This window comes from Streptomyces sp. HPF1205, assembly GCF_020400825.1.
In the GTDB taxonomy this organism is placed as follows: Bacteria; Actinomycetota; Actinomycetes; order Streptomycetales; family Streptomycetaceae; genus Actinacidiphila.
Genome location: NZ_JAINVH010000008.1, coordinates 102,828 through 115,717 on the forward strand (window position 1 = coordinate 102,828; position 12,890 = coordinate 115,717).

Sequence of the window (12,890 nt, forward strand, 5' to 3'; positions counted from 1 at the left end):
CCGGACGCACGTACGGGGCCACGCCTGGCCGGAACGCGCCGGACCCACCTGGATAATGCGTTCAGGAGTCCAGCGAAGGAAGCGGGTTCAGCATCGTGACGACACCGGTCGTGCAATCGGTCGAGGCCAGGATCGCCGGGGAGCTCGGCGTACGCGAGGGACAGGTGCGGGCGGCCGTGGAGCTGCTCGACGGCGGCGCGACCGTGCCCTTCATCGCGCGCTACCGCAAGGAGGCCACCGGCACCCTGGACGACGGTCAGCTCCGCACCCTGGAGGAGCGGCTGCGCTACCTGCGCGAGCTGGACGAGCGGCGCGGGGCCGTCCTGGAGTCCATCGAGTCGCAGGGCAAGCTCGACGACGCGCTTCGCGAGCGCATCATGGCGGCCGACTCCAAGGCGCGGCTGGAGGACATCTACCTCCCGTACAAGCCCAAGCGGCGCACCAAGGCGCAGGTCGCGCGCGAGGCCGGGCTGGAGCCGCTGGCCGACGCCCTGCTCGCCGATCCGGGACGGGACCCGCAGACCGAGGCCGCCGCCTATGTCGCGGCCGACAAGGGCGTCGAGGACGCGGCCGCCGCCCTGGAAGGCGCCCGCGCCATCCTCACCGAGCGGTTCTCGGAGGACGCCGACCTGGTCGGCGAGCTGCGCGCCCGGATGTGGAAGAGCGGCCGGCTCGTGTCGAAGGTGCGCGAGGGCAAGGAGGAAGCGGGCGCCAAGTTCGCCGACTACTTCGACTTCGCCGAGCCCTTCACCAAGCTGCCCTCGCACCGGGTGCTGGCCATGCTGCGCGGGGAGAAGGAGGAGGTCCTCGACCTCACGCTGGAACCCGAGGAGCCCGGCGACGGCCCCAGCGGCTTCGAGCGCCGCATCGCGCAGCGCTTCGGCATCGCCGACCGCGGACGCCCGGCCGACAAATGGCTGGCCGACACCGTGCGCTGGGCGTGGCGCACCCGGTTCCTGGTACGGCTCGGCATCGACCTGAGGGTGCAGTTGCGCCAGGAGGCCGAGGACGAGGCGGTCCGGGTGTTCGCGGCCAACCTGCGCGACCTGCTGCTCGCCGCGCCCGCGGGGACCCGCGCCACCATGGGGCTCGACCCGGGGCTGCGCACCGGCGTCAAAGTCGCCGTCGTCGACGGCACCGGCAAGGTGGTGGCCACCGAGACGATCTACCCGCACGTCCCCCGCAACCGCTGGGACGAGTCCCTGGCCACCCTCGCCCGCCTCGCCCGCGCCCACCACGTCGACCTGATCGCGATCGGGAACGGCACCGCGTCCCGTGAGACGGACAAACTCGCCGCCGACCTCATCCGGCTGAACCCGGAGCTGAAGCTCACCAAGGCGGTCGTCTCCGAGGCCGGCGCCTCGGTCTACTCGGCCTCCGCCTATGCGGCGGCCGAGCTCCCCGACCTCGACGTGTCCCTGCGTGGCGCCGTCTCCATCGCGCGCCGGCTGCAGGACCCGCTGGCCGAACTGGTCAAGATCGATCCGCGCTCCATCGGTGTGGGCCAGTACCAGCACGACCTGTCCGAGGCGAAGCTGTCCCGCTCACTGGACGCCGTGGTCGAGGACTGCGTGAACGGCGTGGGCGTCGACGTCAACACCGCTTCCGTGCCGCTGCTGCGCCGCGTCTCCGGCATCACCGAGGGGCTCGCCGGCAACATCGTCGCCCACCGCGACGCCAACGGCCCCTTCCGGACCCGCAAGGACCTCAAGGACGTCGCCCGCCTCGGCCCGAAAGCGTACGAGCAGTGCGCCGGCTTCCTGCGCATCCAGGGCGGCGACGACCCCCTGGACGCCTCCAGCGTGCACCCCGAGGCGTACCCGGTCGTGCGCGCGATCAGCCAGAAGGCCGGCACCGGCGTCGCGGAGCTGATCGGCAACACCGCTGTGCTGCGCAGCCTGAGGCCGCAGGACTTCGTCAGCGACTCCTTCGGCCTGCCCACGGTCACCGACATCCTCGCCGAGCTGGACAAGCCCGGCCGCGACCCGCGCCCCGCCTTCAAGACCGCGACCTTCAAGGAAGGCGTCGAGGAGATGAAAGATCTGCGGCCCGGGATGCTGCTGGAGGGCGTCGTCACCAATGTGGCGGCCTTCGGCGCCTTCGTGGACGTCGGCGTGCACCAGGACGGCCTGGTGCACGTCTCCGCCCTGTCCACCTCGTACGTCTCGGACCCCCGCGAGGTGGTCAAGCCCGGCGACATCGTCCGGGTCAAGGTTCTCGACGTGGACCTGCCGCGCAAGCGGATCTCCCTGACCCTGCGCCTGGACGACGAGGTGGCCGCCCCGCGGGGCGACCGGCGCGGGAGCGCCGGATCCGGCGGCGAGCGACGTGGCGGCCCGCCTCGGCAGGGCGGCGCCCGCGGCCAGGGCGGGGGTCGCCGCGGCGGCGCACCCGCCCAGTCCGCCCCGGGCGGGGCGATGGCCGACGCGCTGCGCCGCGCGGGGCTGACGGGAGGCAGGTAGCCGCGCCGCCGGGAGGGAACCGGGGTGGTCCGCGGCGCGTTCCACTGGGTAGTGAACGGTGAGGGCGCGGCGCTGGCCGCCCTGGACGGAGGCGGGGCATGTCGAATCGAACGAAGATCGCCATCGGCGGCGTGGTGGCGGGCCTGATCCTGCTGCACTGGATCCCCCTGTGGGTCTTCTTCCTGATCATCGTCGGCATCCCGGTCGCCGCCTACCTCGCGCTCGACCCCTCGCAGCGGCGCAGGCTGCGCCGCGTGAGCCGGCGGCAAATAGGTCGCTGAGCAGGCGGGGCCCCGGATAGGGTGCCGGTGCGGTCAGGGCATCCGATCGAAGGGAACTGCCTTCATGAACGGCGGTACGGTCGTCGCTGTGAGCCGCGACGCCACACACCGGTTCAGCAAGATCAATCAGGACGGGATCAGGCTGCTCGCCGGCCTGGGCGTCGAGGGCGACGCCCACTTGGGCGTCACGGTCCAGCACCTCTCCCGTGTCGCGCAGGACCCCACGCAGCCCAATCTGCGCCAGGTCCACCTCATGCACGCCGAGCTCTTCGACGAGCTGCGCACGGTTGGATACGAGGTGGCCCCCGGCGACCTGGGGGAAAACGTCACGACCCGCGGCCTGGACCTGCTGGGCCTGCCCGTGGGCACCCGGTTGCGCCTCGGCGCGGAAGCACTCGTGGAGATCACCGGGCTTCGCAACCCCTGCCTGCAGATCGACAGGTTCCGCACGGGTCTGCTCAAGCACGTCGTGGGCCGTGACGAGGCGGGGGACATCGTCCGCAAGGGCGGCATCATGGGCATCGTCCTGGAGGGCGGGGAGGTGCGCCCGGGCGATGCCGTCCTCGCCGAGCTCCCGGCCCCGCCGCACCGCCCGCTGGACAGGGTCTGACCTGCCATGACCGAGACCGGGCCGGCGCCGTCCGCGGCGCGCAGCGTGGCGGACCTGCTCGTGTCCGCCGAGGGCGGCGCGCGGGTGAGGTACCTGCACTTCTGGGGCCACCGGCCCCGGCGCGACGGCGGCGTCGGCCCGGGCTGCCTGAGCCAGTGGTGGCCGGCCCCCTTCTCGGTGGACGGCATCCGCTACGCCACCGCAGAGCACTGGATGATGGCCGGCAAGGCCCGCCTGTTCGGCGACCAGGAGGCCGAGCGGCGGGTGCTCGCCGCGGTCCACCCCGGTGATGCCAAGTCCGCCGGCCGCACCGTGCGCGGGTTCGACGAGGACATCTGGGCGCGCGCCCGGTTCGAGATCGTCACCGAGGGCGCTGTCCACAAGTTCGGCCGGCACCCGGACCTTCGGCGCTTCCTGCTGGGCACCGGCGGCCGTGTCCTGGTGGAGGCCAGTCCCGTCGACCGGGTCTGGGGCATCGGCCTGGCCGCCGGCGACCCCGGCGCCGACGACCCCGCGGCGTGGCGCGGCCTCAACCTGCTGGGCTTCGCCCTGATGGAGGCCAGGAGCCGGCTGGCCGCCGCATGACGGGCGCCGGGCCGCTCAGGGGCACCGTCCCCTTCGAGCGCCCCGGCGCGGCCCTCAAGGGCGTGCGGCTGACGGGGGACCGGCGACCTTAGGCTGGTTCCTGGGGCACGCACGGCCCCGCCGGACTCGGGAAGGGCGCACGGCATGGCGGAACGTCTGGTGGTCATCGGCGGTGACGCCGCGGGCATGTCGGCGGCGTCCCAGGCGAGGCGGCGCAGGAACGCCGACGACCTCGAGATCGTCGCCTTCGAGCGCGGCCGCCACACCTCCTACTCCGCCTGCGGCATTCCGTACTGGGTCGGCGGCGCCACCAGCGGGCCCGACGCGCTCATCGCCCGCACGGCCGACGAGCACCGGGCGCGGGGCATCGACGTAAGGCTCGGCACTGAGGTGACCGCCGTGGACCCGGCGGCGGGCCGGGTACTCGCCCGTGACGCCGAGGGGCACGAGGCGTGGACCTCGTACGACCACCTGGTGCTCGCCACCGGCGCCGTACCGGTCCGCCCGCCGATCCCCGGCATCGGCGCGCCCGGTGTGTACGGCGTGCAGACCCTCGACGACGGCGAGGCGGTGCTGCGCGGCCTGGACCGCGGCGGCGTACGGCGGGCCGTGGTCGTCGGCGGCGGCTACATCGGCGTGGAGATGGCCGAGGCCATGCTGCTGCACGGGCTCGACGTGACGCTGGTGGACCGCGACGACGAGCCCATGAGCACCCTCGACCCGGACATGGGACGACTGGTCCGCAAGGCCCTGGAAGGGCTCGGCGTGAAGGTCGCCTCGGGCGCCGCCGTGCGCGAAGTGCTGCTCGGCGGCGACGGCCGGGTACGGGCGGTCTCCACCGACGACGCCACCTACCCGGCCGATCTCGTGGTGCTCGGGCTCGGCGTCCGGCCGGGCACCGAGCTCGCCGCCGCCGCGGGGCTCCCGACGGGCGCGTACGGCGGGCTGCTGACCGACAGGTCGATGCGGGTGCGCGGCACCGAACGGATCTGGGCCGGCGGCGACTGCGTCGAGGTGTGGAACCTCGTCTCCGGGACCCTCCAGCACATCCCGCTGGGCACCCACGCCAACAAGCACGGCCGGATCATCGGCACGAACATCGGCGGCGGGTACGCGACGTTCCCGGGGGTGGTGGGGACCGCCGTCAGCAAGGTGTGCGACGTGGAGATCGCCAGGACCGGCCTCAAGGAGTCCCAGGCCCGGGCGGCGGGCTTGCAGTACGTCAGCGCCGTCATCGAGTCGACCAGCAGGGCGGGCTACTACCCGGACGCCGCTGCCATGACCGTCAAGGTCCTCGCCGAGCGCGGCACCGGACGCCTGCTGGGACTGCAGATCGTCGGCCGCGAGGGCGCGGCCAAGCGCGTCGACATCGGCGCCGTCGCGCTCACCGCCGGATTGACCGTGGACCGCATGGTCGATCTCGACCTCGGCTACGCACCGCCGTTCTCCCCCGTCTGGGATCCCGTGCTGATCGCGGCACGCAAAGCGGCGGAGGCGGTGGCGAAGGACCTCGCCCGGGAGCAGGCGCCTTAGACGCGGCGGGCACGTCACGGCGGCTCGGCCCGGGACGCGGGTGGGGGCCCGTGGGGGCGCCGGGCCGCTGTCAGACCGGAGGGGCGGCCGCGGGCTGCGGGGCCGCGGCCAGCTTGCCGAGCGCTTCGAGCAGCGGCGGCAGGGCGGGGCCGCGGCCCACCGGCAGGACGTCCCCCGGGGCGTCGTCGAGCAGGACGAACGCCATGTCGTCGGTCCGGCCGACCAGGCTCCAGCCCGGGCCGTCCGCGCGCACGGCGCCATGGGCGGTCCGCACCCGGCCCGGTGGCGGGGGGTTGCGGACGTACTCCTCGGCCGCGGCCAGGACGCGGCGCACCCCTGGGTGCGAGACGGCCGGTGCCGCCGGCCCGCCACTGGGGCGGGCGGTCTCGGCGGCGTCCTCAGGACCGGCCGCGGTGCCGGAACCGGGACCGTCCGCCGTCTGCGCCTCGGCAGCGCTCGCCGTCCGCGGCTCGGCGTCCTCGGCGTCCTCGGCGACGGTACCGGCGCCGGGGAACTGGTCGCGCCACTCCCACCAGTGCACGGCTATCTCGTCGGCACCCAGCCGACGCTGCGGCGGCCCCCACGCCGAGGTGTCCGGCGGTGACAGGGGAGCGCGGCCGCCGGTCTCCTCGTCGGGGTCGTACGGGTCGGGGATGCCGGGAACGGCGACGGCCACCGGCAGCGGCCATCCGGGCAGCGAGGCCGCCATGCTGCTCTCGTCGGGCGACAGGTCGTACTCCAGGCCGCAGTCCCAGGCGGCGAGGGCACACGCCACCATGGCCGCGTCCGTGGTGGCGACCGTCCACCGGGCGCCGGTGCCGTCCTGGCCGAACACCAGCCCGTAGCCGGCCTCCAGCGGTTCCAGGCCGAGCTGCTCGCACGCCGCCGGATAGTCGTCGCCCAGCACACCGGGGAACTGGGCCGGCGTCAGCATCGCCGCCGTCAGCACGAACAGCGCGTCGTCGTCATCGGGAATCTCGCCCGCGGCCACCCGTCGCCTCCCTCTTGTGTCGTCCGCGCACCTTAACCAGCCGGTAACCGTCGCGTCGAGAGGGTGCGGAATCCATAAATCCGCAAGGTGATCCGATGCCGCACCGCCGGGTCGGCGTGCCGAGGCCGCTTCAGCGCCTCCTGACGGCGAGGACGAGGTAGCGCTCCTCGCCGTCGTCCAGCAGCGCCGGTTCCCAGCCGGCCCGGTCCAGCGCGCGAGCGATCCGCGGCCGGGCCCTGATGTCGTCGGGCCGCAGCTCATGGCCCCTGCGAGCGGCGAGGGCGGCCCGGCCGACGGGCTGGAACAGCGCCAGCCGCCCGCCGGGCACGGTCACCCTGGCCAACTCCCGCAGCCCCGCCAGGGGGTCGGGCAGATGGTGCACCAAACCGGCGGCGAACACGGCGTCGAACGCGCCGTCGCGCAGCGGCAGCCGCCCGCTGTCCGCCTCGACCAGGGCGCCCGCGGGGTCGCGGCCCAGCCTGACCGCCTCGCGCAGCATCTCGGGGGTCAGGTCGACGCCGACCACCGTCCCGTCCGGACCGACCGCCGCCCGCAGCAACGGCAGGGCCCGCGCCGTACCGCACCCCGCGTCGAGCGCCCGGCCGCCGGGTGGCGGTGCCAGTTCGGCGACGGCCGCCGCGTAGGCGGGATCGTCGCCGGGATACCGGTCCTCCCATCCGGCCGCCTTGGCCGCGAAGAACTCCCTGACCTGCCATCGTTCGTGCCCGTCACCGGCCATGGGTCATGGTGGCATGCCCACCGGCCGGACCGGTACGACACCACCGGGGCAGTCATCTGCCTGGCCGGGGCGTCGTCATGCACGCGCCGCGCCGAGGCCGGACCCCTCCTCCTCGCCCGGCCGGCGTCCTCCGCCCCGGTCCGCCGCGCCCCCCACCGCCGCGGGGTCCGGTCTTCGGTGCGGATCCCCACGGTCCCGACGGAGTTATCCACAGGCTCGCGGCGGCGTCATCACTCCAAGCGCTAGATTCATGACTGTCAGTGATCGAACGAGTGTGGGGGAGTCGAGGACAGTGAAAACGACGAAGGAGAGCCGGCAGGCCCTGTGGACACCGGGCGCGGGACAGGCGCTCGACCACGGCAGTGCGGACGGCGAGTTGGTGACGCTCGGCAGAGCGCGCGACGAACTCGGTCTGGACGAAGAGGATTTCCACCTCGCCGTCCAGGTCGGCGAAGTGCCGACGGTCGCCTGCGGCAGCGGACTGTGGAAGGTACGTGCCCGGGAGCTGGAGCGGCTGCGCGCGGCGGACGGCGGCCGGCAAGCGCTGCTCGCCCGGATCCAGTTGGTGAGCAGCGGCGAAGGCGCCAAGGCGATGGGGGTCGGTCGCGACCGCTTCACCAAGCTGGCCAGGACGGGCTTCGTCCGCCCGGTCCGCTGGTACGTCAACCGGTACCGGGCGCTGGTGTGGATGTACCCGGCCAGGGAGCTGCGGGAGTTCGCCGAGGCCAACCCCGCGCTGATGACCGGGCCGCTGCCGGGCGCCCTGCGGGAGGCCGTCGAAGGGGGCGAGGACCTCAGGGGGCGCGGCTGGCGGGACCGGCGGGTCGCCCAACTGGTCCGCGACGCCTACGACGCCTGGGACGAAGCCGCGGTCTGGGCCGCCCTCCTGGGGCCGGAAAGGGTCCACGAGGCGGTACCCGACCCGTACGAACGCGGCAGGCTGCGTCGGCTGCGCGAGGCCCTGCCACCCGGCCGGGTGGGATTCGCCGCACCGGAACTGGTCAGGCGGCTCACCACCGCCGACCACCCGGAGGAGATCGCCACGGCGCTTGCCGCCCTGGCGGACGCGCTGGGCCGGGCCCGGGAGAGCCGGCCGGTCCTCCACCTGGTGGCGCCGGAGACCGTCCAGCCATCCCCTCCCGTGCCCGTTCCCCTGCCGGTGCCGGTACCGGGCCCTCGGGTCGGCGCCGCCGGCCTTTCGGGGCAGGCTCCGCCCGCGTGTGCGGCGCGCCCGGCGCCCGTTGCTTGCCCACCGCGGGCCGCGGCGGGCGGGCGGCGGGGGCTGCTCGGACTGCTGCGGGGCAGGCGATCAGCCGCCGATCCTGCGGAACAGCCCCTCCTGCATCACGGACACCAGAAGACGCCCGCTGCGGTCGAAGATCTGGCCGCGCGCCAACCCTCGGGCGCCGGTCGCGATGGGTGACTCCTGCTGGTAGAGGAACCATTCGTCGGTGCGGAACGGCCGGTGGAACCACATGGCGTGGTCCAGCGAGGCCATGTCGAACCCCCGGGGGCCCCACAAGGGTTCGACCGGCACCCGGACCGCGTCGAGCAGCATCATGTCGCTCGCGTACGTCAGGGCGCAGGTGTGCACGAGCGGGTCGTCGCCCAGATCGCCCGTCGCGCGCATCCACACCGCGCTGCGCGGCTCCGCGCCCTCGATCTCCCCGGGCGTCCAGCGCAGCCGCTCCACGTACCGGATGTCGAACGGCTGCCGGCGGGCCATCCGCTCAAGGGCCTCCGGCAGCACTCCGAGGTGCGCCCGGAGTTCGTCGGCCAGCCGCGGCAGACTCTCCGGCTCCGGCACCCCGGGCATGGGCAACTGGTGCTCGAAACCGGGCTCCGACCGATGGAAGGAGGCAGTCAAGTTGAAGATCGTCCGACCCTGCTGGATGGCCACCACCCGCCGGGTGGTGAAGGAACGGCCGTCGCGGACCCGCTCGACCTGGTACACGATGGGCACGCCCGGCCGGCCCGGCCGCAGGAAGTACGCGTGCAGGGAGTGCACCGGCCGAGTGCCGTCCGTGGTGCGGCCCGCGGCGACCAGTGCCTGCCCGGCCACCTGGCCGCCGAAGACCCGCTGCAGCCGCTCGTCGGGGCTGCGCCCGCGGAAGATGTCCTCCTCGATCCGCTCCAGATCCAGCAGGTCCACCAGACGCTCGGCGGGATTGCTCAGCGACTCGCCCTTGTCCTCGCCCATGTCACAGCTCGCCCACGTCGGTGAGCCGGATGACCGCGCGGGCCTCCTCGTCGGAGGCGGCCAGGTCGACCTCGGCCGAGATGCCCCAGCCGTGGTCGCCCTCCGGATCGGCGAAGGTCTGCCGGACCCGCCACAGGCCGTGCTGCGGCACCTCCTCGATGAGCAGCAGCTTCGGGCCGCGCGCGTCAGGGCCGGTGCCCAGGTCGTCGTACTCCTCCCAGTAGGCGTCCATCGCGTCCGCCCACCTGTCCGCGTCCCAGCCGGCGTCGGCGTCGAGCTCACCGAGCTGGTCGTACTTCTCCAGCGCGGCCAGTTCGACGCGGCGGAACATGGCGTTGCGCACCAGCACACGGAAGGCGCGGGAGTTGGCCGTGACGGGCTTGACCTGGTCGGCCCGCTCGGCGGCCTCCTCGGCGCTCTCCTCCTCGGGGTTGGCCAGCTGCTCCCATTCGTCGAGCAGGCTGGAGTCCACCTGCCGCACGAGTTCGCCGAGCCACGCGATGAGGTCCTGCAGGTCCTCGGACTTCAGGTCGTCCGGCACGGTGTGTTCCAGGGCCTTGTAGGCGCTCGCGAGGTAGCGCAGCACGATGCCCTCGGTGCGGGCGAGCTCGTAGAAGGAGACGAACTCGGAGAAGGTCATCGCCCGCTCGTACATGTCGCGCACGATCGACTTCGGCGACAGCGGATGGTCGCCGACCCACGGGTGGCTCCTGCGGTAGAGGCCGTAGGCGTGCAGCAGCAGTTCCTCCAGCGGCTTGGCGTAGGTCACGTCCTGGAGCCGCTCCATGCGCTCCTCGTACTCGACGCCCTCGGCCTTCATCGCCGCCACCGCCTCCCCGCGCGCCTTGTTCTCCTGGGCGGCGAGGATCTGGCGCGGGTCGTCCAGGGTGGATTCCACCACCGACACCATGTCGAGGGCGTAGGAAGGGGAGTCGGGGTCGAGGAGTTCGAAGGAGGCCAGGGCGAAAGTGGACAGCGGCTGGTTGAGTGCGAAGTCCTGCTGGAGGTCGACGGTGAGCCGGACGATCCTGCCCTCGGCGTCCGGCTCGTCGAGCCGCTCCACCACGCCGCCGGACAGCAGCGAACGGTAGATGGCGATGGCCCGGCGGATGTGCCGCAACTGGGACCGCCGGTCCTCGTGGTTGTCCTCCAGCAGCCGCCGCATGGCGTCGAAGGCGTTCCCCGGACGGGCGATGACCGACAGCAGCATCGCGTGCGTGACCCGGAAGCGGGAGGTCAGCGGCTCCGGCTCGGAGGCGATCAGCTTCTCGAAGGTGTTCTGGGACCAGCTGACGAAACCCTCGGGCGCCTTCTTGCGGACCACCTTGCGGCGCTTCTTCGGGTCGTCGCCCGCCTTGGCCAGGGCCTTCTCGTTCTCGATGACGTGCTCGGGCGCCTGGGCCACCACCAGGCCCGCGGTGTCGAACCCGGCCCGGCCCGCGCGGCCGGCGATCTGGTGGAACTCGCGGGCCCGCAGCACCCGCACCCGCTGCCCGTCGTACTTGGTCAACGCGGTGAACAGCACCGTGCGGATGGGTACGTTGACCCCCACGCCCAAGGTGTCGGTCCCGCAGATGACCTTGAGCAGTCCGGCCTGGGCGAGCTTCTCCACCAGCCGCCGGTACTTGGGGAGCATCCCGGCGTGGTGCACTCCGATGCCGTGCCGCACGAAGCGGGACAGGTTGCGGCCGAAGGCGGTGGTGAAGCGGAAGTTGCCGATGAGGGCGGCGATCGCGTCCTTCTCCTGGCGCGAGCACATGTTGATGCTCATCAGCGCCTGCGCCCTTTCCACGGCGGCGGCCTGGGTGAAGTGGACGATGTAGACCGGCGACTGGCGGGTCTCCAGGAGTTCGGTGAGGGTCTCGGTCAGCGCGGTGGTGCGGTACTCGTAGCTCAGCGGGACCGGGCGGGTCGCGGACCGTACGACCGCCGTGGGACGGCCGGTGCGCCGGGTCAGGTCCTCCTCGAAGCGGGAGACGTCGCCCAGCGTCGCCGACATCAGCAGGAACTGCGCCTGCGGCAGCTCCAGCAGCGGGATCTGCCAGGCCCAGCCGCGGTCGGGCTCGGCGTAGAAGTGGAACTCGTCCATGACGACCTGCCCCACGTCGGCGTTCTTGCCGTCGCGCAGGGCGATGGAGGCCAGCACCTCGGCCGTGCAGCAGATCACGGGAGCGTCCGGGTTGACCGACGCGTCGCCCGTGAGCATGCCGACGTTCTCGGTGCCGAACAGCTTGCACAGGTCGAAGAACTTCTCCGAGACCAGCGCCTTGATCGGGGCGGTGTAGAAGGTGACCTCGTCCCGGGCCAGCGCCGCGAAGTGCGCACCGGCCGCGACCAGGCTCTTTCCCGAGCCGGTCGGGGTGGAGAGGATCACGTTCGCCCCCGAGACCACCTCGATCAGCGCCTCCTCCTGGGCGGGGTACAAGGAGATGCCCTGCCCCTCGGCCCATGTCGAGAACGCTTCGAAGAGGGCATCGGGATCGGGCTCGCTCGGCAACTGATCGATGAGGGTCACCCCTCCATCTTGCCCGTACCGGCCGTCGGCGGCGGAACCGGAGGTGGAGAGCGTGATCACCGCCGGTAGGGTGTGCGATCGATGAAGCGTCAACTGCGCCTGCGGGCGGCGGTAGAGGGGGGACTGAGCACCACCATGATGGGACCTGCGCACTCACTGTCGGGGGCAACGGCCTGGCTGCTCACCGGGGCGGTCGCGGCCGGGTACGGGCACCCGATGCCATGGCCGACGCTGGTGGTCGGCGCGCTGATCTGCGCGGGCGCCGCCCTGGCACCCGACCTCGACCACCAGGCGGCCACGATCTCGCGGGCCTTCGGGCCCGTCTCGCGGGTCCTGTGCGGCCTCATCGACGGGATCGCCCACGCCGCCTACAAGGCGACCCGGAAGAACGGCGACCCCCGCCGGTCCGGTGGACACCGCACCTTGACCCACACCTGGCCGTGGGCGCTCCTGCTCGGCACCGGGTGCTCGGCAGCCGCCGTCTACGGTGGGCGTTGGGCGGTGCTGGCCATCCTGTTCGTACACATGGTGCTGGCCGTCGAGGGCCTGCTGTGGCGGCAGGCGAGGGTGTCCAGCGATGTCCTGGTCTGGCTGCTGGGCGCCTCCAGCGCCTGGGTGCTGGCCGATGTCCTGGACGACCCGGGCAACGGCAAGGAGTGGCTGTTCACCCACCCCGGTCAGCACTACATGTGGATCGGCCTGCCGATCGTGCTCGGCGCGCTCGTGCACTGCGTCGGGGACGCGCTGACCGTGTCCGGCTGCCCGATCCTGTGGCCGATACCCGTCGGCCGCAAGCGGTGGTATCCGGTGGGTCCGCCGAAGTTCATGCGGTTCCGGGCCGGGAGCTGGGTCGAGGTCAAGGTGCTCACCCCGGTGTTCTTCCTGGTCGGCGGGGCGAGCACGCTCGGCGCGCTGGGAGTCTTCGGCTGACGGCTGACGGCTGACGGCTGACGGCTGACGGCTGACGGCTGACG

Annotated in this window: 11 protein-coding genes; 7 read left to right on the forward strand and 4 right to left on the reverse strand. The window is 73.0% G+C overall.

The features are described 5' to 3' along the window. The first annotated feature begins 95 nt into the window (after positions 1 to 95). From K7G61_RS11635 to K7G61_RS11655, 5 genes are all read left to right on the forward strand, one after another. Entirely contained in the window at positions 96 to 2,462 is a 2,367-nt protein-coding gene (locus K7G61_RS11635; protein WP_225846671.1) for a Tex family protein, read from the forward strand. 98 nt (positions 2,463 to 2,560) lie between these two features. Beyond that, a complete protein-coding gene (locus tag K7G61_RS11640; RefSeq protein WP_225846672.1) occupies positions 2,561 to 2,743 on the forward strand; it encodes a hypothetical protein in 183 nt (60 codons plus the stop codon). A gap of 64 nt (positions 2,744 to 2,807) precedes the next feature. After that, positions 2,808 to 3,353 (forward strand): MOSC domain-containing protein, encoded by a 546-nt coding sequence (locus K7G61_RS11645; protein ID WP_225846673.1) that lies wholly within the window; start codon positions 2,808 to 2,810, stop codon positions 3,351 to 3,353. A 6-nt stretch (positions 3,354 to 3,359) separates the two neighbouring features. Beyond that, a complete protein-coding gene (locus tag K7G61_RS11650) occupies positions 3,360 to 3,938 on the forward strand; it encodes an NADAR family protein (protein ID WP_225846674.1) in 579 nt (192 codons plus the stop codon). A gap of 144 nt (positions 3,939 to 4,082) precedes the next feature. Further along, positions 4,083 to 5,471: an FAD-dependent oxidoreductase gene (locus K7G61_RS11655; protein ID WP_225846675.1), complete on the forward strand. Its 1,389-nt coding sequence runs from the start codon at positions 4,083 to 4,085 to the stop codon at positions 5,469 to 5,471. Positions 5,472 to 5,541: 70 nt separating this feature from the next. Here K7G61_RS11655 and K7G61_RS11660 read toward each other — a convergent pair whose 3' ends face one another. Both K7G61_RS11660 and K7G61_RS11665 read right to left on the reverse strand, forming a co-directional pair. Beyond that, positions 5,542 to 6,405, reverse strand: coding sequence for a hypothetical protein (locus K7G61_RS11660; RefSeq protein ID WP_225846801.1), 864 nt, complete (start codon positions 6,403 to 6,405; stop codon positions 5,542 to 5,544). 187 nt (positions 6,406 to 6,592) lie between these two features. Beyond that, a complete protein-coding gene (locus K7G61_RS11665) occupies positions 6,593 to 7,201 on the reverse strand; it encodes a class I SAM-dependent methyltransferase (protein ID WP_225846676.1) in 609 nt (202 codons plus the stop codon). A gap of 292 nt (positions 7,202 to 7,493) precedes the next feature. Here K7G61_RS11665 and K7G61_RS11670 point away from each other — a divergent pair, with 292 nt between their 5' ends. Continuing rightward, positions 7,494 to 8,624, forward strand: a complete 1,131-nt coding sequence (locus K7G61_RS11670; protein WP_225846677.1) for a DUF6397 family protein — start codon at positions 7,494 to 7,496, stop codon at positions 8,622 to 8,624. Here K7G61_RS11670 and K7G61_RS11675 read toward each other — a convergent pair. Next, positions 8,511 to 9,377 (reverse strand): acyl-CoA thioesterase II, encoded by an 867-nt coding sequence (locus K7G61_RS11675; protein WP_225846802.1) that lies wholly within the window; start codon positions 9,375 to 9,377, stop codon positions 8,511 to 8,513. The two genes, K7G61_RS11670 and K7G61_RS11675, sit on opposite strands and share 114 nt — an antisense overlap. A 25-nt stretch (positions 9,378 to 9,402) precedes the next feature. Next, on the reverse strand, positions 9,403 to 11,916 hold the full coding sequence (locus tag K7G61_RS11680; protein WP_225846678.1) for an RNA helicase: 2,514 nt from the start codon (positions 11,914 to 11,916) through the stop codon (positions 9,403 to 9,405). 135 nt (positions 11,917 to 12,051) lie between these two features. Between K7G61_RS11680 and K7G61_RS11685 the strand changes: the two genes are divergently transcribed. Next, a complete protein-coding gene (locus K7G61_RS11685; RefSeq protein ID WP_225846803.1) occupies positions 12,052 to 12,846 on the forward strand; it encodes a metal-dependent hydrolase in 795 nt (264 codons plus the stop codon). Positions 12,847 to 12,890 lie beyond the last annotated feature (44 nt).

Excerpts from the sequence above, each read along its gene's own strand:
- K7G61_RS11640 (WP_225846672.1), top strand. The coding sequence starts at position 2,561 with ATGTCGAATCGAACGAAGATCGCCATCGGCGGCGTGGTGGCGGGCCTG.
- K7G61_RS11645 (WP_225846673.1), top strand. The coding sequence starts at position 2,808 with ATGAACGGCGGTACGGTCGTCGCTGTGAGCCGCGACGCCACACACCGG.
- K7G61_RS11650 (WP_225846674.1), top strand. The coding sequence starts at position 3,360 with ATGACCGAGACCGGGCCGGCGCCGTCCGCGGCGCGCAGCGTGGCGGAC.
- K7G61_RS11655 (WP_225846675.1), top strand. The coding sequence starts at position 4,083 with ATGGCGGAACGTCTGGTGGTCATCGGCGGTGACGCCGCGGGCATGTCG.
- K7G61_RS11660 (WP_225846801.1), bottom strand. The coding sequence starts at position 6,405 with ATGCTGACGCCGGCCCAGTTCCCCGGTGTGCTGGGCGACGACTATCCG.
- K7G61_RS11665 (WP_225846676.1), bottom strand. The coding sequence starts at position 7,201 with ATGGCCGGTGACGGGCACGAACGATGGCAGGTCAGGGAGTTCTTCGCG.
- K7G61_RS11685 (WP_225846803.1), top strand. The coding sequence starts at position 12,052 with ATGATGGGACCTGCGCACTCACTGTCGGGGGCAACGGCCTGGCTGCTC.